At 59.2% G+C, this 20,453-nt stretch carries 18 protein-coding genes; 7 read left to right on the forward strand and 11 right to left on the reverse strand.

What is annotated here, in order from left to right:
- Positions 1–2: 2 nt before the first annotated feature.
- Positions 3–3,461, forward strand: coding sequence for a transcription-repair coupling factor (gene mfd, locus ACR0AA_RS02275; protein WP_480660466.1), 3,459 nt, complete (start codon positions 3–5; stop codon positions 3,459–3,461).
- On the opposite strand, the gene ACR0AA_RS02280 is transcribed toward mfd, so the two are convergent.
- The 5 genes from ACR0AA_RS02280 to ACR0AA_RS02300 form a co-directional block, all read right to left on the reverse strand.
- Positions 3,458–4,132 carry an SH3 domain-containing protein gene (locus ACR0AA_RS02280; protein ID WP_480660465.1) on the reverse strand — a complete coding sequence of 225 codons (675 nt, stop codon included), beginning with the start codon at positions 4,130–4,132 and terminating at the stop codon, positions 3,458–3,460. The two genes, mfd and ACR0AA_RS02280, sit on opposite strands and share 4 nt — an antisense overlap.
- Positions 4,129–5,793, reverse strand: coding sequence for a tetratricopeptide repeat protein (locus ACR0AA_RS02285; RefSeq protein WP_480660463.1), 1,665 nt, complete (start codon positions 5,791–5,793; stop codon positions 4,129–4,131). The genes ACR0AA_RS02280 and ACR0AA_RS02285 overlap by 4 nt, the downstream gene beginning before the upstream one ends.
- Before the next feature lie 57 nt (positions 5,794–5,850).
- Positions 5,851–7,059: a multidrug effflux MFS transporter gene (locus ACR0AA_RS02290; RefSeq protein WP_480660461.1), complete on the reverse strand. Its 1,209-nt coding sequence runs from the start codon at positions 7,057–7,059 to the stop codon at positions 5,851–5,853.
- Between the two features lie 75 nt (positions 7,060–7,134).
- Positions 7,135–7,794 carry a DsbA family oxidoreductase gene (locus tag ACR0AA_RS02295; RefSeq protein WP_480660459.1) on the reverse strand — a complete coding sequence of 220 codons (660 nt, stop codon included), beginning with the start codon at positions 7,792–7,794 and terminating at the stop codon, positions 7,135–7,137.
- Entirely contained in the window at positions 7,791–9,308 is a 1,518-nt protein-coding gene (locus ACR0AA_RS02300) for a class I adenylate-forming enzyme family protein (protein ID WP_480660457.1), read from the reverse strand. Before ACR0AA_RS02300 ends, ACR0AA_RS02295 begins: the two co-directional genes overlap by 4 nt.
- A 65-nt stretch (positions 9,309–9,373) precedes the next feature.
- Between ACR0AA_RS02300 and ACR0AA_RS02305 the strand changes: the two genes are divergently transcribed.
- Positions 9,374–9,997: a helix-turn-helix domain-containing protein gene (locus ACR0AA_RS02305; RefSeq protein WP_480660455.1), complete on the forward strand. Its 624-nt coding sequence runs from the start codon at positions 9,374–9,376 to the stop codon at positions 9,995–9,997.
- On the opposite strand, the gene ACR0AA_RS02310 is transcribed toward ACR0AA_RS02305, so the two are convergent.
- Together ACR0AA_RS02310 and ACR0AA_RS02315 are read right to left on the reverse strand one after the other, a co-directional pair.
- Positions 9,986–10,222 carry a hypothetical protein gene (locus tag ACR0AA_RS02310; RefSeq protein ID WP_239334904.1) on the reverse strand — a complete coding sequence of 79 codons (237 nt, stop codon included), beginning with the start codon at positions 10,220–10,222 and terminating at the stop codon, positions 9,986–9,988. The two genes, ACR0AA_RS02305 and ACR0AA_RS02310, sit on opposite strands and share 12 nt — an antisense overlap.
- 458 nt (positions 10,223–10,680) lie before the next feature.
- Positions 10,681–12,495 (reverse strand): extracellular solute-binding protein, encoded by a 1,815-nt coding sequence (locus ACR0AA_RS02315; RefSeq protein WP_480660453.1) that lies wholly within the window; start codon positions 12,493–12,495, stop codon positions 10,681–10,683.
- Positions 12,496–12,787: 292 nt separating this feature from the next.
- Here ACR0AA_RS02315 and ACR0AA_RS02320 point away from each other — a divergent pair, with 292 nt between their 5' ends.
- The gene (locus ACR0AA_RS02320) at positions 12,788–13,561 is read left to right on the forward strand and encodes a 3-hydroxybutyrate dehydrogenase (RefSeq protein ID WP_480660451.1); all 774 of its coding nucleotides are present in this window, start codon (positions 12,788–12,790) and stop codon (positions 13,559–13,561) included.
- Between the two features lie 15 nt (positions 13,562–13,576).
- Positions 13,577–14,602, forward strand: coding sequence for a patatin-like phospholipase family protein (locus ACR0AA_RS02325; RefSeq protein WP_480660449.1), 1,026 nt, complete (start codon positions 13,577–13,579; stop codon positions 14,600–14,602).
- On the opposite strand, the gene ACR0AA_RS02330 is transcribed toward ACR0AA_RS02325, so the two are convergent.
- From ACR0AA_RS02330 to ACR0AA_RS02345, 4 genes are all read right to left on the reverse strand, one after another.
- Positions 14,603–15,280: a DUF502 domain-containing protein gene (locus ACR0AA_RS02330; RefSeq protein ID WP_480660447.1), complete on the reverse strand. Its 678-nt coding sequence runs from the start codon at positions 15,278–15,280 to the stop codon at positions 14,603–14,605.
- Positions 15,281–15,347: 67 nt separating this feature from the next.
- Positions 15,348–16,262, reverse strand: coding sequence for a pseudouridine-5'-phosphate glycosidase (locus ACR0AA_RS02335; protein ID WP_480660445.1), 915 nt, complete (start codon positions 16,260–16,262; stop codon positions 15,348–15,350).
- Positions 16,259–17,152 (reverse strand): PfkB family carbohydrate kinase, encoded by an 894-nt coding sequence (locus ACR0AA_RS02340; RefSeq protein WP_480660443.1) that lies wholly within the window; start codon positions 17,150–17,152, stop codon positions 16,259–16,261. The genes ACR0AA_RS02335 and ACR0AA_RS02340 overlap by 4 nt, the downstream gene beginning before the upstream one ends.
- 54 nt (positions 17,153–17,206) lie before the next feature.
- Positions 17,207–17,827 carry a thiamine phosphate synthase gene (locus ACR0AA_RS02345; RefSeq protein ID WP_480660441.1) on the reverse strand — a complete coding sequence of 207 codons (621 nt, stop codon included), beginning with the start codon at positions 17,825–17,827 and terminating at the stop codon, positions 17,207–17,209.
- 179 nt (positions 17,828–18,006) lie between these two features.
- On the opposite strand from ACR0AA_RS02345, the gene ACR0AA_RS02350 reads away from it, so the two are divergent.
- From ACR0AA_RS02350 to ctaA, 3 genes are all read left to right on the forward strand, one after another.
- Positions 18,007–18,408, forward strand: coding sequence for a hypothetical protein (locus tag ACR0AA_RS02350; RefSeq protein WP_480755355.1), 402 nt, complete (start codon positions 18,007–18,009; stop codon positions 18,406–18,408).
- A gap of 93 nt (positions 18,409–18,501) precedes the next feature.
- Positions 18,502–19,245 (forward strand): RNA methyltransferase, encoded by a 744-nt coding sequence (locus tag ACR0AA_RS02355; RefSeq protein ID WP_480755356.1) that lies wholly within the window; start codon positions 18,502–18,504, stop codon positions 19,243–19,245.
- 62 nt (positions 19,246–19,307) lie between these two features.
- Positions 19,308–20,453 carry a heme A synthase gene (gene ctaA / locus ACR0AA_RS02360; RefSeq protein ID WP_480660435.1) on the forward strand — a complete coding sequence of 382 codons (1,146 nt, stop codon included), beginning with the start codon at positions 19,308–19,310 and terminating at the stop codon, positions 20,451–20,453.

Consider the following 20,453-nt stretch of genomic DNA (forward strand, 5'->3'; position numbering starts at 1 on the left):
CGATGACGGCTCCGAACCATGTGACGGTTGGCGGCGCTCCCGAAGGGTTTGACGCGCAGCTTGTTCTGAACGAGATCGCGCGCTCCAGCGGGCCGGTCTGTCACGTCGCGCACGACGACAAGCGGATGGAAGCCATGCGGGCGGCGCTGGCCTTTTTTGCACCGGATATGCCGGTGTTCGTCTTTCCGGGTTGGGACTGCTTACCATATGACCGGGTCTCGCCCAACGCAGATATCGCTGCAGCGCGTGTGGCGACTCTGGCGGCGCTGATTCACCAGATGCCCGACCGGTTTGTCCTGCTGACCACGCTGAATGCCGCAACCCAGCGGGTGCCGGCGCGCGAAATTCTGCGCGAGGCCGCCTTTACCGCCCGCGTAAATCAACGCGTGGATGAAACCGCGCTGCGGAATTTCCTTGTGCGGATGGGGTTCACCCAAAGTCCGACAGTGATGGAGCCGGGCGATTACGCCATCCGCGGCGGGATCATCGACATTTTCCCACCGGGCGAATCCGGCCCGGTCCGGCTGGACCTGTTCGGCGATGTTCTCGATGGCGCCCGCCGGTTTGATCCGGTTTCCCAGCGCACGACCGAGAAGCTGGACGTCGTGGAACTGGCGCCGGTCTCGGAAGTCATTCTGGACGATGCCGCCATTACCCGCTTTCGCCAGAACTACCGTATCGAGTTTGGCGCGGCCGGTACCGACGATCCGCTTTATGAGGCCGTCAGTGCAGGCCGCAAGCATCAGGGCATCGAACACTGGCTGCCGTTCTTCCACGAAAAGCTCGAGACGCTGTTTGACTATCTGCCCGGCGCAACGGTTTCGCTGGATGATCAGGTGACGCCCGCGCGGCTGGCGCGGTGGGACACGATTGCCGATCAGTACGAAACGCGTCGGTTGGCGCTGGAAAATCGCTCTCGCATGGACACCGTCTATAAGCCTACACCGCCGGGGCTGTTGTATCTGGACGATGCTGCGTGGGATCAGGCGGTCGGCAAGCGCCGTGTCATGCAATTCAGCCCGCTGCCACAGGCCAGTGGCCCCGGTGTGATCGACGCGGGTGGCCGGATTGGTCGCAATTTCGCACCGGAGCGGCAACAGGAAAGCATCAGCTTGTTTGGTGCGCTGGCAAGCCATATCACAGACAAGATGGCCAAAGGGCCAGTCCTGATCGCGTCCTATTCCGAAGGCGCCCGCGAACGGTTGACCGGGTTGATTGAGGACGAAGGCCTGGCCGAAGCCATCCCCGTCACCGACGGCACACGGATCGGCAAACGCGGTCTGCATCTGGCGGTCTGGGCGCTGGAGCATGGGTTTGAAACACCCGGCCTGACGGTCATTGCCGAGCAGGATGTGCTGGGCGACCGATTGATCCGACAGCCCAAGAAACGCCGCAAGGCCGAAAACTTTCTTACCGAGACCCAATCGCTTTCCCCGGGCGATCTAGTGGTGCATGTGGACCACGGGATCGGCCGCTACATGGGGATGGAGGTCGTGACTGCCGCCGGTGCCGCGCATGAATGCCTGCTGTTGGAATATGCGGAACAGGCCAAGCTATACCTGCCGGTTGAGAATATCGAACTGCTGTCGAAATACGGCCATGACGAAGGGCTGCTGGACCGTCTCGGCGGCGGTGCATGGCAGGCGAAGAAGGCCAAGCTGAAAGAGCGCATTCGCGAGATGGCGGACAAGCTGATCCGCATCGCGGCCGAGCGTGCCTTGCGCAAAGCTCCGGTCATGGATCCGCCGCCACATGCATGGGAAGAATTCAGCGCACGCTTCCCCTATCAGGAAACTGACGACCAACTGCGCGCGATCTCCGAGGTGATGGAGGACATGCATTCCGGTGCACCAATGGATCGACTGATCTGCGGCGATGTAGGGTTCGGCAAGACCGAGGTCGCCATGCGGGCGGCTTTTGTGGCTGCGATGTCCGGCGTGCAGGTCGCCGTGATCGCGCCGACTACGCTGTTGGCCCGTCAACACGCGGCTTCGTTCAAGGAACGGTTCCGGGGTTTCCCACTCGAAGTACGACAGTTGTCGCGCTTCGTCTCCGCGAAAGAGGCGCAACAGACCCGCGATGGATTGGCACGCGGGACGGTCGATATCGTGATCGGCACCCATGCTCTGCTGGCCAAAGGCATCCGGTTCAACAATCTCGGCCTGTTGATCATCGACGAGGAGCAGCATTTCGGCGTCGGTCACAAGGAGCGTCTGAAGCAACTACGCAGCGATGTCCACGTGCTGACCCTGACCGCCACGCCGATCCCGCGCACGCTGCAGCTGTCTTTGACCGGTGTGAGAGACCTATCGATCATCGGCACGCCGCCCATCGATCGTCTGGCGATCCGGACCTATGTCAGCGAATTCGACGCGGTCACCATTCGCGAGGCTCTGCTGCGCGAGCATTATCGCGGCGGGCAGAGTTTCTATGTGGTGCCGCGCATCTCGGATCTGCCCGAAATCGAGGAATTCCTGAAGGACCAACTGCCGGAACTCACCTATATGGTCGCACATGGGCAGATGGCGGCGGGTGAGCTCGATGACCGGATGAACGCCTTCTACGATGGTAAATACGATGTGTTGCTGGCAACGACGATTGTGGAAAGCGGGTTGGATATTCCCACTGCCAACACGATGGTTGTGCATCGCGCGGATATGTTCGGCCTCGCGCAGCTCTACCAAATCCGGGGCCGGGTCGGGCGGTCCAAAACCCGTGCCTATGCCTATTTGACCACGAAGCCGCGTCAGAAACTGACGGCCACGGCCGAGAAACGCCTGCGGGTTCTGGGATCGTTGGATACGCTGGGCGCTGGTTTCACGCTGGCCTCGCAGGATCTGGATATTCGCGGCGCGGGCAACCTGCTGGGTGAGGAACAGTCCGGCCAGATGCGCGACGTGGGCTACGAACTCTACCAGTCAATGCTGGAAGAGGCGATCGCCAAGATCAAAGCCGGTGAGATGGAAGGGCTGTCGGACGCTGACGATCAATGGGCGCCCCAGATCAACCTGGGCGTGCCGGTCCTGATCCCCGAGGATTACGTGCCCGATCTGGACGTGCGTCTGGGCCTCTATCGTCGCCTGTCGTCGCTGTCGACCAAGGTGGAACTTGAAGGCTTTGCGGCTGAGTTGATTGACCGGTTCGGGACGCTGCCGAAAGAGGTGAACACCCTGATGCTGGTGGTGCGCATCAAGGCGATGTGCAAACGTGCGGGCATTGCCAAGCTGGACGGCGGGCCGAAAGGGGCAACGATCCAGTTTCACAACGACAAATTCGCCTCGCCACAAGGACTGGTCGAGTTCATCCAGAACCAGCGTGGGCTGGCTAAGGTCAAGGACAACAAGATCGTCGTCCGGCGCGACTGGAAGAAGGACAGCGACAAGATCAAAGGCGCGTTCGCCATTGCGCGCGATCTGGCCGAGAAGGTTATGGCCGAGAAGAAGAAAAAGGCGAAGGCCTAGTCGCCGCTGACAAAGGTGCACAGTTGCCATTCACCCGCGTCGGATTTCGCGAACGCGGCACGGTGGCCGGACATGGGCCATAGAAAGTCGCTGTGCATGTAACCCCGCGTGCCATCCGTTAGAATTACGCGCTGGTATTTATTGGCTTCCGAGTAATCCGGGATGATGACGACTTCATGGCTGATCAGGGCAAGCTTTGGCGCATTGCGCCCTGCCGCTTGGCGCAGTGTTACATCCTTTCCGGTCACATAAAAGGCCATGTAGGGGTCCAATGAGGCGGGCAGGGTGATCTGCCACTGATGGGGCATCCAGAACTCGCCGCCTTCATCAAAATAGCCGGGCTGGGACAGGGTGTTTTCCAGATCGCTCCAATAGTTTTCACGGATTTCGTCCGCACGATGGCGGTCCTGTTCCGGCAGGCTTTCCGGATCGGGGTCAAGGTTCGCGCGTAACTCTAACGGGCCGCCATTGCCGCCGTGGCTGAGGTAGACGTCCGGGCAGGCATCAGCGATGACGCCTTCGGTATCCCGCGCGGCGACTTTGGCCAGAAACGCTTCGCGAAAGGCCGCAAGCGTTGGATCGCGGTCCGCCTGATCGACGGGAGGAAACGACTGCCGCTCGGCCAGTGCCGGGCCGCAGGCCAACACGCAAAGTAGCGCGACGCGGGTCATTCGGCCGCCCTCATAGCGGCTTGAGCACAGAAACAGGAGGCTCCGACAGCGCGGTCCGCACGAGCCAGTGCCAGATCGAGGCGCTGTTTGATCTGCTTGATTTCAACGGTTTCGCCGCGCGCCTTCAGGCAATCATGCAGCCCCTTTAGGCTCCAAACATTGTCGGGGTGGATCGAGGCGCGGCTGAGGGTTCCCCCCAGACCCAGATCCTCGCGATACACCGCCTCTGCCTCGGCTACATGCCCTTGTTCGAACAGCAATGCCCCAAGCGCATGACGCGTGGGTTGCATCCAGCCCCAGGGCTCGTCGTAAGGCAGTGTGTCGTCCAGTTCGACGGAGCGGCGCAAATGGGTGTAAGCGACGTCATAGTTGCCTTTGCGGTATTCGATTTCGCCTCGCAGCATTTCACGGGCGATTTCCAGCAGATCAACCACCCGGTTGTTGTGCAGCAGCCGGGTTTCGGGCACCCGGTCCTTGGCGGCGATAAACAGTTGCTCCTCTGCCTCAGCCTCGGCGACCTGACCGGTCGCGGCATATGCGACTGCGCGGGCGTAATGGGTGGTCGCCGTGACCGTGCGATAGAGATTCTGGTCTTCGGGCAGCGGCAAGGCTTTCGCCTCTTCCCACCGACCAAAGCGGATCAGGATATGAGGCCCCATCGACATATAGCTTTCGAAGAAATCCGCCATGGGCGGGCTTTCGATGCGCAGCATTTCCTCGGGCGTGGTGTCCCAGATGCCCTGATTGGCGCGTAGTGCGGGTTCCATCTGTCCCAGAAACAACGCGCCATAGATGGCAAAGTGATAATTGTGCTGGCGATAGCCAGTGTAGATGTTGAACGCGCCCTCACGCTCATAATATTTCAGATCGGCCTCGGTGGCCTTTTCATTCCAATAGACGACGTTGTGATAGTGTCCGCACAATACGTCGATATGCGTCGGCATATGCACCAGATGCCCCGCGTCCGGAACCAAGGTGCGCAGGACATCCCCAGCCTTCAGCGCCTTTTCTGGCGTCGGCGACATTTCCATCAGGTGAACGTAAAGATGCAGCAGGCCCGGGTGTGACATGGCTCCCGGATCGTTGGCCATGGCGTCTTCCAGCGCTCTTTGCGCTTCAAGCGTCGCGGCGCCTTCTGCGGGCTGCCCGGATTTCAGGTCCCACATCTGCCAAGGGGTCAGGTTCAGAAGGGCTTCGACATATATGGTGCGCAGGTCGAGTTGATCCGGCAGTTCAGCAAAAGCCGCGCGCATCGCGTCGGCGAAGTCGTGGTCCCAGCTGGGCATATCTTCGATAGGATCGCGCTGAGGATATCGCGCGGGAAGGGCGCGGATCAGCGCTTGTTCCACCGCAGTACTGCCGTCTGCTAAAGCCAGAGCATTCTGTGTGGCATCATAGGCCAGAGCCAACGCCTTTCTCTGACCGCGGTCGTCCAGCAATTTCCAGGGCAAGTTGTAATTCGGCCCGGCTGCATAAGCCACGCCCCAGTGGGCCATCGCGCAATCCGGGTCGAATTCGAGCGCGCGCTGAAAGCACACGACCGCTTCGTCGTGGTTATACCCGTAGGTCCAGTTCAGCCCCTGGTCGAACCACAGCTGTGCGTCTGAGGAAGCTGTTGTGACAGGGCAGGAATAGACGCCCAGATCGTAATATTCGCTCATTGAAAATCTCCCCTCGGATTGAGGGGAGGTTAGACTGATTCATCGGTTCTGCACAGGTCAGGCTGCCAGTCGGTTTTCAACACGGCCCATGTGCAGCATCAGGCCGAACCCAAGCGTGCTCATGGTCAGAATGCCTAGTGCCAGCGGCGCGATTGAGCCGTCGAAAAAAAGGCCGATCGGCGCCGCGATCGCCGCAGCCAGAACGGTCGAGATTGCCCCGATCACCGAGGCCGCCATGCCTGCGATATGGCCCATCGGCTCCATCGCAATGGCGTTCAGGTTGCCCATCGTCATACCCGCCATGAAGAACACCGCCGTCTGCCAACTGACAAAAACAGCAAAGGACATGTTGGGCGAAAGCTCTGCCGCGTTCAGGGCGATGACGGCTGTTGTGAAAACGACCTGAGCACCCAAGGCCCATGTCACGATCCGGCGCATGCCCAGTTTGATAACAAGCGCCGCGTTCAACAGGCTGGCGGAGCCAGACATCAAGGCAACGAAACCGAACCAGAACGGGAAACTGTCGGCGCTGTCGTGGATGATGTCGTAGATCGGCTGCACCATGGTCAGCATGGTGAAGAGCATGCCCAGGCACAGGGTCTGCACCATGATCGAAACCCGAACAGTCGGGTGTGCAAACATCTGGCGCGCGGCGTCCAGCATCAGTGGCAGGCGCAGGGGGCGGCGGTTTTCCGCATCAAGCGACTCGGGCAGGCGCAAACCCATCCAAACAACGGTGATCAGCGAGAACAGCATGAACGAGGCAAAGATCCCGCGCCATCCGGTCAGGGCGATCACTCCGGCCCCCAGCATCGGCGCAATTGCGGGCACCAGCGTGAAGATCATCATGGCGATGGACACGATGCGGGCCATTTCACGGCCCGAATACAGGTCGCGAATAATCGCCATGGCCACCACGCGGGGGGCCGCGCAACCGACCCCTTGGAAGATGCGGGCGATCAGCAGCATCTCAAGCGAGGAACTGGCCCACGCGGCCGCGGCGGCCAAGATGTACAGGGCAGAACCGACATAAATCACTGGTTTTCGGCCAAAGGCGTCGGAGAGCGGACCGGTGAAAAACGTGCCGATTCCCATGCCAAGAACAAACGAGGTAAGGATCAACTGCGCCTTGTTGATGTCATCTGGGCTGAGCTGAGCACCAATACTTGGCAGCGCTGGCAGCATCGAGTCGATCGAAAACGCGATCGTTGCAAACATCATTGCAATAAGTGCGATGAACTCGCCGCGAGACATGCGATTGGCCATGGCGCCCTCCTAACCTGATCGCGCTATCACGGCAGATCAGGTGACGCTAGGTGTCTAAATGCACAAGGGGCTGTGCTAATTTGCAGGAGAAGCCTCAATTTGAGACATGATCTCGGCAATCACTTTTTCCCACATTTCAGGGGGTTGCGCACCGGGAACGGCGTGCTGATTGGCCACGATAAAAGTCGGGACCGAATTCACGCCCATTTGCCGGGAATGGCTGTCGCGGTTGCTGATATCCTCGCGGTCGGCGTCGGATTTCAGAAGTTTCAGCACAACGGCGGCGTCCATTCCGGCATTGTCGGCGATGTCGGCCAGCACCTCGTGATCTCCGATGTCGCGGGCTTGTACGAAATAGGCGTCGAACAAGGCGTCCACGATGGCGTTCTGTTTACCCTCGATCCCGGCCCAATGGATCAGGCGATGGGCGTCCAGAGTGTTGGGCGTGCGCTTCATGCCCTCGAAGTCGATTTTCAAACCTGCATTTTCGGCGTGTTCGACGACCGGAGCATAGGCGTGCACGGCGCCTTCCTTGCCGCCGAATTTCCGCTCGAGGTATTCGCGGCGGTCCATGCCCGCATCCGGCATGTCGGGGTTCAGCTGGAAGGGATGCCATTCGATGACGAAGGGATGATCCGGGATTGCCGCCAGAGCCTTGTCCAAATGCGTTTTGCCGATATAGCACCACGGGCAGATCGGGTCGGACATGATATCAAGCTTGACGGTCTGGGTCATTCATTGGTCGCCTTGAAATAGGCCGGCAGCGCCCGGCGCAGAAGTTTGCCGTTCCCGCCGGCAGGCAGTTCAGGCAGATGGATGAAGGCGCGCGGTTGTTTGTAGCGGGCCAGATTTGCCTCGACATAGGTGCGAAGGGCGTTTTCGTCCAGCTTTTCCGGGCCGGTATAGAAGGCAGCTATCACAAATGTGTCCTGTTTGACTTCGACAACGGCGGCCCCGACCTGTGCGATGCCGGGGTATCTGGTAAGCACGGCCTCGACCTCGACCGGAGATACCCTGTAACCGCCGGCGTTCATCATATCGTCGTCGCGGCCCAGATAGGTGATCTGGCCGTCGACAGCCATCGCACCCTGATCGCCGGTCAGAAACCAGTCGCCCTGCATGCGGGCTTCGGCCTCGTCCGGGGCGTTAAGATAGGTCAGCATCAGGCCGGGGTCCGAGCGGTGCACGGCAATGGTGCCTTCCTGACCCTGCGGCACCGGCCCGTCCGATCCAAGGATCGCCACGCGACGGCCAGGCTGGGGTTGCCCCAGCGCATCGCCCCGCGCCGGATGTTCCGGGCTTGAAGAGATAAACGTCGAGCATTCGGACATTCCATAAGCCTCGAAAAGCTCTGTTCCCGTCGCCTGTGTCCACTTTTCGTGCAGGTGGCGCGACAACTTTTCGCCGGCGCACAGCCCGTGTCGCAGATCTGGCAGGCGGAGGTCATCCCCGGAGCTCAACGCTTTTCGGAACACACCGGGTGCGGCGGCGAAAATGGTTGCCTGATGTTGGCGCAGCAGAGCGGGCAGGGCGTTTATGTCGGTCCCGGGTTCAGGGATCAGAGCCGTCGCGCCGATGGTCCACGGGTCCATCAACCCGGTACCCAAGGTATACGTCCAATTGAACGCGCCCGCATGGCACAAACGGTCGCTTTCGCTCAGGCCGTACCAACCGTCGACCATCATCTGCCGTGCCCAGATGGCGCGATGGGCATGGGCTACGGCTCTCGGTTTACCGGACGTGCCCGACGTGTACACGACATAGGCCATACGATCCGGATCGCCCATTTGAAACTCGGCTGGGGGCAGGGCGCGCATCCCGACCAATGCGCTCAAATCAATTTGAACCGGGTGCATAGCACAGGTGACCGACGGGTCGCGCAGGATCGCGGCGGGCTTGAGGTCTTCTATCATGCGCGCCGTTTCGGGCTGTGTCAGCTGCGACGAAGTTGGAACGGGGACGATGCCGACGGCAATCGCGCCCAGATAGGCGATTGGGAAATCAACTGTGTTCCCCAACCGCATCAACGTGATATCGCCGGGCTTTAGCCCGGCATTCAGCAGCCCTGTTCCGGTGCCAAGAATAGCCTGCTTCAGGTCGCGATAGGTCCAATGCGTTGCATCTGTCGGGCCCAGAACGGACAAGGCGGTCTTGTCCGCTAGCCTGTCCGCAGAGCGTAGAACATGCGCAGCCAGATTGAACGGTTTCGGGCAGGCCGGTGGCGGCCCCTGATCGAATACAGAAAGCATAGCAACTGGCTAGCGTGACGACAGGTGCGTTGCAAGCACGACAGGCTGCGCCTATAGAATGACTCATGAGCACCCAAGATCAGACATCCTTAATCCGCATTGCACGTGACTCGGGCGAACATACGGAAGTTGAGCCGCTTGACCTTGGCGCGCGTGTGCGCGAGCTGCGAAAGGCGCGGAAATGGACGCTTGAACAGGCGGCGACGCAGGCCGGTCTGGCGCGTTCAACCCTCAGCAAGATTGAAAACGGGCAGATGTCGCCCACCTATGACGCGCTGAAAAAGCTGGCGACCGGTCTGGAGATTTCAGTGCCACAGCTGTTTACCCCGCCGCAGCGGGAACAGGTGATCGGACGGATGGCCGTTACGCGGATGGGCGAAGGGTCGGCGCATCCAACTGCCACTTACGAGCATGAATTGCTGGCCGACACGCTGACGAAAAAGCAGATGCTGCCCTATCGGGCCCGCGTCCGCGCCCGGTCAATGGAGGAGTTCGATGGCTGGGTGCGCCATGACGGCGAAGAATTTCTGTATGTTCTGACGGGGGTTGTTCGCTTGTATACCGAGTTTTATGAACCAGTCGAAATGCGCCGCGGCGACAGCGCCTATTACGACGGTAGCATGGGTCACAATGTAATTTCGGTCAGCGACGAAGACGCAATGATCCTGTGGGTGACATCACTTACTTAACGAGCGGCTAAATTCGCGGTTCAAACCTTCTGTGAACAAAAAGTCCTCAAGCTCTTCGTGGGCTTCGTTCATAGTCAGTTGGTGGCGCTCGGCCAGATACGCTTCGAAACGTTTGCGGTCTTTGCTCAACCGCACCATGTCCTGATCCCGCAGGTTCGGAAAACGCCGTTTGGCGCGCGCATACATTGCGTCCCAGTCTTGCGTTAGATCGGTCCAGTTCAACATCAGCGAGCTTTCCGTATTAAAGGTTTCACAACTGCTCGGCCCGTAGTTCAGCGTACGGACGCATCGCTAGGGACTGGGCATGACAAAATGTCGCACCCATGGATGTTTTCTGGCGAAACCGAAATTGCCCGTTGCAGTCAACCCGCAACGGGCAAACGGACCTGTTTTTGGAGTGAGTGGAGGCCGGTCCGTGAATTCGATGTGAAGCGCACCGGACGAAGAGTTACGTTTTGAAAATCAAAGCAATAATCAGTTCGCGATGTACGCTGCAATATATGTACAAGCTATATCGCCAATACCCGTTCAGTAAAGCTTTTTGTGTAGGTTTTTTATTAGGCCACTTGACGTAGGGTCAACGACAACATGTTGGCGTAGGCTGGAAATGAACCCGCAATATGCGGTGCTCGTTGGCATTGTGCCGATTTCCGCCTACGCCTCTAAAGACCGCGTCTGGCCGATTACTCTTCGTACCACCAGACCTGCGGCATATATTCCGGCCCATCGCCATAGATCGGCAGCGTTTGCGGCTGCTTAAGCTCTTTGGCATGAGCGATCCGACCTTCATCGAAGTTCCAGATCGGAATGACATAACGTCCGGCGGTCAGAACGCGATCAAGGGCGCGGGTCGCGGCAACAAAATCCTCATGGCTTTCCGAGGCCAGCATTGCGTCAATCAATCCGTCCACAACGGGCGAGGCGACACCCATCAGGTTTCGTGTACCCGGCGTGTCCGCGTTTTCGCTGCCCCAATACAGGCGCTGCTCGTTGCCCGGTGACAGGGACAGCGCGCGGCGGAAGAAGGTCATATCAAAATCCAACTCGGATGTGCGTCCGGTAAATTGGGCACTGTCGACCTGTTCTATTGTTACCTGAATCCCAAGACGCTCTAACGCGCGCGAGTAAATCTCGATGGCCGTCTGACTCTCGGTGTCGCCTTGTTGCAGCAACACGGTCATCGTAAATGCGTCACCGTTTTCGTTGCGAAGCACGCCGTCCTGAATGGTCCATCCCGCGTCGGCCAACAGTTTGGTCGCAGCGCGGATATTGGACCGGTTCCGGGCCGATCCATCGCCTTCGGGCAGGGTGTAGCCCTCTAGCGCTCCGGGCGGCAGATCGTCTTTGAAGGACAGCAATAACTCTTCGACGCGCCCCGTGGCCGGGCCAGGCAGCATCGCCAGATCTGAACCCGAGAAATAGGACGTGATACGTGGTTGTGCGCCACCTGTGATCGTGTCGTTGATGAACTCGAAGTTGAAGGCCAGCATGAGCGCTTCGCGAACGCGCCAATCGTCGAGCGGAGCCTGGCGTGTGTTCATCACGAACCCGGTCATGCCCGAGGGCTTGCCGTGCGGGATTTCGGTTTTGATGACGTCACCGCTCTGAACAGCTGGGAAGTTGTACTGTGTGGCCCACTTGTCGGCGTTGAATTCGCGTACGGCCGTCAATTCTCCGGCTTTGAAGGCCTCGAACAGAACGGTGCCATCGCCGTAAAACTCGATGCGCATCTCATCCAGGTTCATGGTGCCATGGCGGAAGGGGATGTCGGTGCCCCAATAATCCGGGTTCCGTTTCAGGTTTACGTACCTGCCAGCCTCATAGCTATCGACAACATAGGGGCCGGTGCCCACCGGAATGTCATGCAATCCGGCATTGGCGAAGTCCTTTCCTTCCCACTGCGCCTTCTGCAGGATCGGGCGCATCCCGGCGATCAGGGCAAGTTCCCGGTCGGGCTCGTTAAAGGTGATGCGCACGGACCGTGGACCGGTTTGTTCGATGCTGTCGATTTTGCCCCAAAGACCGCGATACCGCAGATGGCCTTCGGTTCCCAATGTCTCATAGGACCAGATGACATCGTCTACAGTAACAGGGGTGCCATCCGAAAAACGGGCGTTTTCCCGAAGGGTAAATTCGACCCAGGACCTGTCCGGCGCAGTCTCAACTGATTCGGCTAATAGCCCGTAAAGAGTGAAAGGTTCGTCCCAGGACCGGCCCATCAGGCTTTCGTGAGTCCAAAAACGCAACTGCCACGGAGAGCTGCCTTTTTGCACAAACGGGTTCAAACTGTTATAGCCGCCGGTATTCCCGAAAACGACTTTTCCACCTTTTGGCGCCTCCGGGTTGGCGTAGGGCAGAGACACAAAATCCGGTGGTAGCGCCGGGTCGCCATACATAGCTATGCCATGTGCCGATTCTGCATGAGCAATAGAAGTGCTCAAAAGCGCGGTGATTCCCGCAATCCAGGGACGTGCGGGGCGTAGAAAATCGGGGCTCATTTTGGAAACAATCCTGCTCTGGCCTTATTTTGTTGGGATTCACCGTAGCGATGATTTTTCTTATTTTCAAACTTTTAGCTTGGACGAAGGCGCGGAATTGCTTATAAAGGTTCCACTGCTCGATAGGTTTCTTGCCTGTATGAAACCTGCCTCAATAACTTAACGCCCGCTTCGTGCGGGCGTTTTTTTATGCGGATTTGGCCTTGGATGCGCGACCCGAGTGTTTCCCCGTTTTCTTTGCAGTTGCAGCATGGCAGTGTGTCGCCAAACTGGATTTTGAAGGAGTTCGGCCATGAGCCTTTCGGGAAAAACAGCCATCATCACCGGATCGAATTCGGGCATTGGATTGGGGGTCGCGCGTGAACTGGCCAAGGCCGGCGCGAACGTCGTGCTGAATTCCTTTACCGACCGCGACGAAGATCACGCCCTGGCTGCCGAGATCTCGCAAGAGACCGGCGCCAACGCGCGTTACATCAAGGCCGACATGTCCAAGGGTGATGAATGCCGCGCGTTGATCGAGCAGGCAGGGGCCTGCGATATTCTGGTGAACAACGCGGGTATTCAACACGTCGCGCCCATTGATCAGTTTCCGATCGAAAAGTGGGACGCGATCATCGCCATCAACATGAACTCGACCTATCACACAATGGCTGCCGCTCTGCCAATGATGCGCGCGGCCGGGTGGGGCCGGATCGTGAACATCGCTTCGGCGCATGGCTTGACGGCTTCTCCGTTCAAGGCCGCCTATGTTGCGGCCAAACATGGGGTCGTTGGGATGACCAAGACTGTTGCGCTAGAAACCGCGCAGGAACCGATCACCTGTAACGCGATCTGCCCGGGTTATGTACTGACACCGCTGGTCGAAGCCCAGATCCCGAACACGATGAAAGAATATGGCATGAGCCGCGAGGATGTGGTCAAAAACGTCCTGCTGGAGCGTCAGCCATCGAAAGAGTTTGCCACGGTCGAGCAGCTCGGCGGCACCACGATCTTCCTGTGCTCAGATGCGGCCGCGCAGATCACCGGGACCACGATTTCGGTGGATGGGGGTTGGACAGCTCTTTGATTTGGGAGGCCCACAGTGAAACGGATCAATCTGGCATTGCAGGGTGGTGGGGCGCATGGGGCCTTTACCTGGGGCGTTCTGGATCGGCTTCTGGACGAAGAGGACATCGAGGTCGCGGCGATCACCGGAACTTCGGCCGGAGCGTTGAACGGGGCCGCGTTCAAGTCCGGGATAGTTCACAACGGGCGCGACGGCGCGCGGGCAAGTCTAAACGGGCTGTGGGCTCGCATGGGCGCGGTGGGCGACATGCGCATGGCCAATTGGATGCAGGCGTTGGAGCCCGCTCAGATCGCGCAGGCGATGGAATATTCGCTGCCTTTCTCGGTCGGCGATGCCTGGTCGCGTCTGGTGTCGCCTTACGCCTACGGTCCATTCTATCGCAACCCGCTTGAACCGGTTGTGGATCGGTTCAACTTTGACGAAATCTGTACCGATGAAGGGCCGCAGTTGTTTGTCTGCGCGACCTGTGTGCGCAGCGGTAAGATCCGCGTTTTTACCGGGGACGAGATCTCGACGGATGCCATTCTGGCTTCGGCCTGCCTGCCGAACCTGTTTCAGGCAGTTGAGATATTTGACCCGAAATCAGGTCGGAAAGAGGCATATTGGGATGGCGGTTATACCGGCAACCCGGCGCTGTATCCTTTGTTCAACGCGGATCTGCCGGACGACGTGGTGATCGTGAACATCAATCCGCTAGAACGGGACGAGGTGCCCAAAACGCCGCAACAAATCCAGAACCGGATCAATGAGATCAGCTTCAATTCATCCCTGTTCCGCGAACTGCGGGCAATCAGCTTTGTTCAACGTCTGTTGGCCGAAGGAAAGCTGAAAGCCGGAGAGATGAGCCGCGTGTTTGTGCATATGATCGCAGATGACGAGTTGATGAACGACTTATCGGTGGCGACGAAAACGGTTCCGAACCCGGTGATCCTACACAAGTTGAAAGAGGCCGGGCGCGCTGCGGCGCATCGGTTCATTGACGATCACAAAAACGATCTGAGCGAACGAAGTACTGTCAATTTGCCCGAGATGTTTGGCTGATCACTCGGGCGGTTGCGTCGGGTCTTTTTCGTTGGGGTAAACAAGGCCCGCAGAAATCACCAGCTTAGCGGCGTCTTCGATGGACATGTCCAGTATGATCACGTCCTCGGCCGGAAAGAACAAAAGGAACCCCGAGGTCGGGTTGGGGGTGGTCGGGACGAACACTCCCAGCAGGTCGCCACTGGTTTCTGCCCGCTCGCTGACTTCACCCTTTGCAGCGGTGGAGACAAAGCCAATCGCCCATATGCCCCGGCGCGGGTATTGGATCAGGCAGGCTTTCTCGAAGGACCGCTCGGTCTGGGCAAACACGGTTTCCGAGATTTGCTTGATCCCGGAATAGACAGACCGGACCACCGGCATCCGGTTCACAAGACTTTCGGCAAAGTGGATCAGGGACCGGCCCAGAATGCCCTTTGCAATCCAGCCGACGATCACGGTGAAGGTCAGGAAGATGACGACACCCACGCCGCGCAGGTTGATTCCGACATATTGCTGAGGCTGAAACTGCTGAGGGATAAGCGGCAGCACCGCACTGTCGATCCAGCCGACGACTGACCAGATCAGCCATATCGTCAGCCAAACGGGTGCAATGACCACAATGCCTGTCAGGAACGACGCGCGCAGCCGGGACAGCAGTCCCGGGCGGCGATGCGGTTCTTCGTCAAATGGTGTGTTCATTATGGCCCTGAGCGGTTTTCTGCCGAGTTAGTTAAGCAGTCCGGTGTGTCGGTACAATAGGTTTATGTCAATCGTCCCGGTCGGACAGGGCACGTGCAATTCCGGCCGCCAGACGTGCATTGTTACGCACCAAGGCAATGTTGGCCGTCAATGAGCGCCCGTCTGTCTGCTCGTATATTCGTTGCAGCAGGTAGGGCGTTACACCCTTGCCGCTGATACGATGCGCATCCGCATCGGCCTGCGCCGAGGCAATGATGGGGGCCAGTTCCTCGGCTGGGATTTGATCCTCCGCTGGGATCGGGTTGGCGACCAGCTGACCGCCCGGAAGACCAAGAGCGCGGCGCGTTGCGTGGGCCTTGGCGATATCGTCCGGGTTATCCATGCGAAGCGGGGCGGCGTAGGGAGATTTCGCGGACCAGAAGGCTGGGAACTCATCCTGCCCATAGGCGATGACCGGAACGCCCAGAGTCTCCAGAACCTCCAACGTTTTGGCCAGGTCGAGGATGGCTTTGGCGCCCGCAGCAACAACCGTTACCGGCGACTGTGCCAGTTCGTGCAAGTCGGCCGAGATGTCAAAGGTCGTCTCGGCACCCTGATGAACACCGCCAATACCACCGGTCGCAAAGACCTCGATGCCGGCGTACTGTGCGGCGATCATCGTGGCCGCGACCGTGGTCGCGCCGGTGCCGCCGGTCGCCATGCAGGCGGCCATATCGGCGCGCGACAACTTGGCGACGCCCTGGGCCTGGCCCAGCGATTTCAGCTCGTCGGCCTCAAGGCCCACGTGTAGCTTGCCTTTGATCACAGCCATCGTTGCCGGAACCGCGCCCGCGTCGCGAATGTCCTGTTCGACCTGTGCCGCAACCTCGATGTTCTGAGGGTACGGCATCCCGTGGGTGATGATGGTGCTTTCCAGCGCAACGATGGGTTGGCCTGCGTCTTTGGCGGCGCGGACCTCGGCGGAATATTGAATGTCGATCACAGTGGGGTTTCTCCGGATACGTATGTTGCGGCGGCGTTCAGCGCGCGGGTCAGAGCCTCGGCGCTGGATGCGCCACCGGATTCTGAGGCGATATGGGCCGCCATGAATGTGTCGCCCGCACCGGTCACGCGGGTGACCAGTACGGATGGGGGTGTTTGGGTCAGGATTTCATCTCCGCTGCCGATGGTAGCCGAATTGCCGCCATCCGTGACCAGCACGCGCAGGGCGCCGCGATCCAGCAGGCCTTTGGCGGCGCTTTCCGAGTCTGCGAACTCACGCTGGCATAGGATGCCAGCCTCTTCGAGGTTCACGTACAGCGTGGCACGGGCGTGTTTCAGAAACGGCAGAAGCCGTTCAGCCTTACCGGGCGAGGCCGGAGCCACGCGCAGATCGGCGCGCGCGAAAGCGGGACTTTGGGCAATTTCTTCTAGCAGATTCAGCGTCAGGTTGCCGTCCAGCGCGATGGGACCTTCGAAAGGGGCGTTCTCATATCCCAGCGGTCCGTGCATCAGAGGCCGCAGAATCTTTGCTCCCGCTGCCTCAAGCGAATGCGCGTCGGCAATTGCTGCGATCAGCCCGTTTGCTCCTTCGACGGCCATATAGCGGTCGGTCGGCAAGTCCTGCGAGCGGTAGATGTGGTCGGTTACCATGCCCAAACGTGCACAGGCATTAGCCAGCTCATCGCCCTCGGGGTCGCGTCCGATGGCGGTCAGCAGGGTGGGGGTCATGCCAAAGCGCACGAGGGTCATGGCAATGTTCATGGCCACGCCGCCGGGCAGGCGGGTAATCCGCCCCGGCACGTCCGAGCCCTGTCGCATGGCGCTAGCAGACCGGCCGATCACGTCCCAAAGGACAGAGCCGATGCAAAGAATGTCGCTGTTCTGAGTCATATCGATGTCATGCCGCAGGCCAGATGCGGGCGCAAGGGTTAACGCTCACACGGTTCAGCGCATCGCGTCGGTCAAACCTTTTAGTGCGGCCAGAGGGTCTTCCTGCGTCCAGATTTCTTCACCGATGCCAAAGAAATCGGTACACGGCGCCAAGTCTCGGATCAGCTCTGGCGTCAGCCCGCCTTCGGCAACGACCGGCACTTCGATCATTTCGGACCACCACTGAAACAGATCACGTTCGGCAGTCGTGCCGTCACCCAAGGTCGACGTTCCGACCGGGCCGAAGGCCACGTAGTCAACACCCGCTTCGCCTGCCGTCATGCCGTCATGGCTGGAGGCCCCGCAAAAGCTGCCAACGATGGCGTCAGCGCCCAGTTCTTTACGCGCGGCGCGAACGGAGCGTGCGGCGTCATCAAGATGTACCCCGTCCAGTCCCAAACGCTGTGCCAGCAACACATGGTTCGAAATCACAAGTGCCACGTCCCGCGCATGAGCTACTTCACGGCATGCATCGGCTGCGCGGGCGATGGTGTCCTCATCTCCGCCAGCCAGCGCCAGGCGAATACAGGCGATTTCGGCCCCGTCCAGCACGCTGGCCAAGCGATTGGGGAATTTGCTCAACTCGATGGTCGGTGGCGTAATCAGGTAAATCTGTGGCTGCTCGGGGGTGTCCATTGGCGCGTCCTTCGCTTTCAGTCTTTTGCGCGGTTTAGCGGATTGCGGCGGGGAAGCAAACTTTTACAGAAATTTTGGGGTCAAAATTGAAGCATTGACGTCTGAATATGGGCAGTAGGTTGTTGTTTTACAGGTGCTTAGGGAATAGCTTGGTCTGAATGGGCAATTAGGCTGAAAACATGAAACAGGAAATTGCTGCGGTAAAGAATGCGTTTTTGATTGCTCGGGCGTGCAGGCTCAACAATTTGCACAGATACGATGAGGCCCTTCAATACTTGGATCGCGTTGCTCTTATCGCCGAAGATCTTGCGAAAGTGACCCTGTTACAGGCAGATTTCTTACATCGGAGAGGCGATTACCGAGAAGCGTGCAAAAAGTATGAGGATTTCTTGTCCCGCAAACTTGAAGTCATTTCCCGACCCAATGACCGCCAATACTTGGATATTTACGCGCGGTACTATCTGTATCACGCGTCCCGAAAATTCGGACTCGCGCGTTGCTTTGAGGTCGCCCTGGACGAAATGCAGGTTGCCGGGAAGTCTGCCTCGATGCTGACAAGAAGTGAATTCCCGCCGCAATGACGATTTATTCAGGCAGAGCACAGTTCAGTGAAATGATCGACTTGCCCTGCGCCGGAACGGCGATTAGAGCAGGCGGAACTTTCGGAGACAGTCATGCCCAGCGATAAATCCCAGCCCTCATTCGTGCTTGTGCGCCCGCAGATGGGTGAAAACATCGGTGCCGCCGCGCGGGCGATGTGGAATTTTGGGCTGGACCGGATGCGGATCGTCGCGCCACGCGACGGGTGGCCGAACCCCAAGGCCGTTGCGATGTCCAGCGGGGCCGGGCGTCTGTTGGATGAGGCGCAGCTGTTCGACGATCTGGCCGGCGCGCTGTCCGACAGCACATTTGTCTTTGCGACCACGGCGCGGCAACGCGGGTTGACCAAGCCCGTCTACAGCCCCGAGCGCGCGATGCAGATCGCGGCTGAGAAGGTCGCGGCTGGCGAGAAGGTTTCGGTCCTGTTCGGGCCCGAACGCGCCGGGTTAGATAATGAGGATATCGCAAAGGCAAACGCCATCATCTCGGTGCCTGTGAACCCTGAATACGCTTCGCTTAACCTTGGGCAGTGTGTGTTGCTCACCGCTTATGAGTGGATGCGCCAAACCGGCGACGTAGTGCATGAGGCCACCGATCTGGGCAAAGGTGACTGGGCCACCGGGATCGAAGTCGAGAAACTGGTCGAGCACTACGAGGATCGGCTCGAGGCGGCTGGCTTCTTCTATCCACCCGAGAAGGCCGAAGGCATGAGGACCAACCTGCGCAACCTGTGGTCGCGGATGCGCATGACACGGGCGGACGTGCAGATGTTGCACGGGATCATGCGGCAGATGGTCCGCTGGAAAGACAAGGGCTGAGGCTGGACCTATGTTCCGCTTCACCCTAGCTTGCGACGAAATCCAAGGCACAAGAGGACAGCATGAGCGGTAAGCGCAGCATCTTCGAAGACGTCTCAGACACAGAAAAACAACAAGCCGTTCAACCGGGTATGATTGACCGCGGGCGCGGCGGTGCGCGCAAGGCCATTCGCATCTGGCTGATGATCCTGTTTGCACTTGTGGTCGTGATGATCGCTGTGGGCGGGCTGACCCGCCTGACCGATAGCGGACTGTCGATCACCGAATGGCGACCGATCACCGGGGCCATCCCGCCGATGAGCGAGGCCGACTGGCGAGCCGAGTTCGACAAATACAAGCAGATCGACCAGTGGCGCATCCAGAACCAGTGGATGGAGCTGGATGATTTCAAAACGATCTACTGGTGGGAATGGGGGCACCGCCAACTGGGCCGCGTGATTGGTCTGGTTTGGGCCATTGGTTTCTTTGGGTTCCTAATTGCTCGAAAAATTCCCGTCGGTTGGACCAGCAGACTTTTGATCCCCGGCATTCTCGGCGGCATTCAGGGCGCGGTCGGCTGGTGGATGGTCGCCTCGGGCGTGACGCAGGGCGAGGGGATGACCGCTGTCGCCAGCTATCGACTGGCAATCCACCTGGGTCTTGCTTTTGTGATCCTTGGGTTCCTCGCCTGGTACATCTTTATGCTGGGCCGTGAAGAACGTGACCTGATGCAGGCTCGCCGCGCGAAAGAAGCGCGGCTATTCTCACTGTCCACCGGCCTGATGCATTTCGCCTTTCTACAAATACTCATTGGCGCGATGGTGGCCGGGATCGACGCTGGCCGGTCCTACACCGACTGGCCGCTGATCGGTGGACAGCTCCTGCCGCCCGATGCAACGATACTGGAGCCGATGTGGCGGAACTTTTTTGAAAGCCCTGGCCTAGTTCAGTTCATTCACCGTTGCGCGGGGTATCTGCTGTTTGCATTTGGCGTGGTCGTCTGGCGTCGTGGCAGCACCAGCGCACACCCCCAAACGCGTTTTGCCTTTAACGCGGCCTTTGCCGCCCTGTCTTTGCAGGTGGTTATCGGCATCCTTACCGTGGTCTACGGAGCGCCTTGGCAGATTGCCATCTTCCACCAGTTCATGGCCGTGGTTGTCTGGACGCTTATCCTGCGCGCCCGCTTCCTGACGGCTTATCCAATCGCAACCTCTCTGCGCGGAGCCTGA

Source organism: Ruegeria sp. CE8, from assembly GCF_056537465.1.

Bases quoted from the DNA above. Each gene is read 5' to 3' on its own strand.
- mfd (WP_480660466.1), top strand. From the start codon at position 3: ATGACGGCTCCGAACCATGTGACGGTTGGCGGCGCTCCCGAAGGGTTT.
- ACR0AA_RS02280 (WP_480660465.1), bottom strand. From the start codon at position 4,132: ATGACCCGCGTCGCGCTACTTTGCGTGTTGGCCTGCGGCCCGGCACTG.
- ACR0AA_RS02285 (WP_480660463.1), bottom strand. From the start codon at position 5,793: ATGAGCGAATATTACGATCTGGGCGTCTATTCCTGCCCTGTCACAACA.
- ACR0AA_RS02290 (WP_480660461.1), bottom strand. From the start codon at position 7,059: ATGGCCAATCGCATGTCTCGCGGCGAGTTCATCGCACTTATTGCAATG.
- ACR0AA_RS02295 (WP_480660459.1), bottom strand. From the start codon at position 7,794: ATGACCCAGACCGTCAAGCTTGATATCATGTCCGACCCGATCTGCCCG.
- ACR0AA_RS02300 (WP_480660457.1), bottom strand. From the start codon at position 9,308: ATGCTTTCTGTATTCGATCAGGGGCCGCCACCGGCCTGCCCGAAACCG.
- ACR0AA_RS02305 (WP_480660455.1), top strand. From the start codon at position 9,374: ATGAGCACCCAAGATCAGACATCCTTAATCCGCATTGCACGTGACTCG.
- ACR0AA_RS02310 (WP_239334904.1), bottom strand. From the start codon at position 10,222: ATGTTGAACTGGACCGATCTAACGCAAGACTGGGACGCAATGTATGCG.
- ACR0AA_RS02315 (WP_480660453.1), bottom strand. From the start codon at position 12,495: ATGAGCCCCGATTTTCTACGCCCCGCACGTCCCTGGATTGCGGGAATC.
- ACR0AA_RS02320 (WP_480660451.1), top strand. From the start codon at position 12,788: ATGAGCCTTTCGGGAAAAACAGCCATCATCACCGGATCGAATTCGGGC.
- ACR0AA_RS02330 (WP_480660447.1), bottom strand. From the start codon at position 15,280: ATGAACACACCATTTGACGAAGAACCGCATCGCCGCCCGGGACTGCTG.
- ACR0AA_RS02340 (WP_480660443.1), bottom strand. From the start codon at position 17,152: ATGACTCAGAACAGCGACATTCTTTGCATCGGCTCTGTCCTTTGGGAC.
- ACR0AA_RS02345 (WP_480660441.1), bottom strand. From the start codon at position 17,827: ATGGACACCCCCGAGCAGCCACAGATTTACCTGATTACGCCACCGACC.
- ACR0AA_RS02350 (WP_480755355.1), top strand. From the start codon at position 18,007: ATGAAACAGGAAATTGCTGCGGTAAAGAATGCGTTTTTGATTGCTCGG.
- ACR0AA_RS02355 (WP_480755356.1), top strand. From the start codon at position 18,502: ATGCCCAGCGATAAATCCCAGCCCTCATTCGTGCTTGTGCGCCCGCAG.
- ctaA (WP_480660435.1), top strand. From the start codon at position 19,308: ATGAGCGGTAAGCGCAGCATCTTCGAAGACGTCTCAGACACAGAAAAA.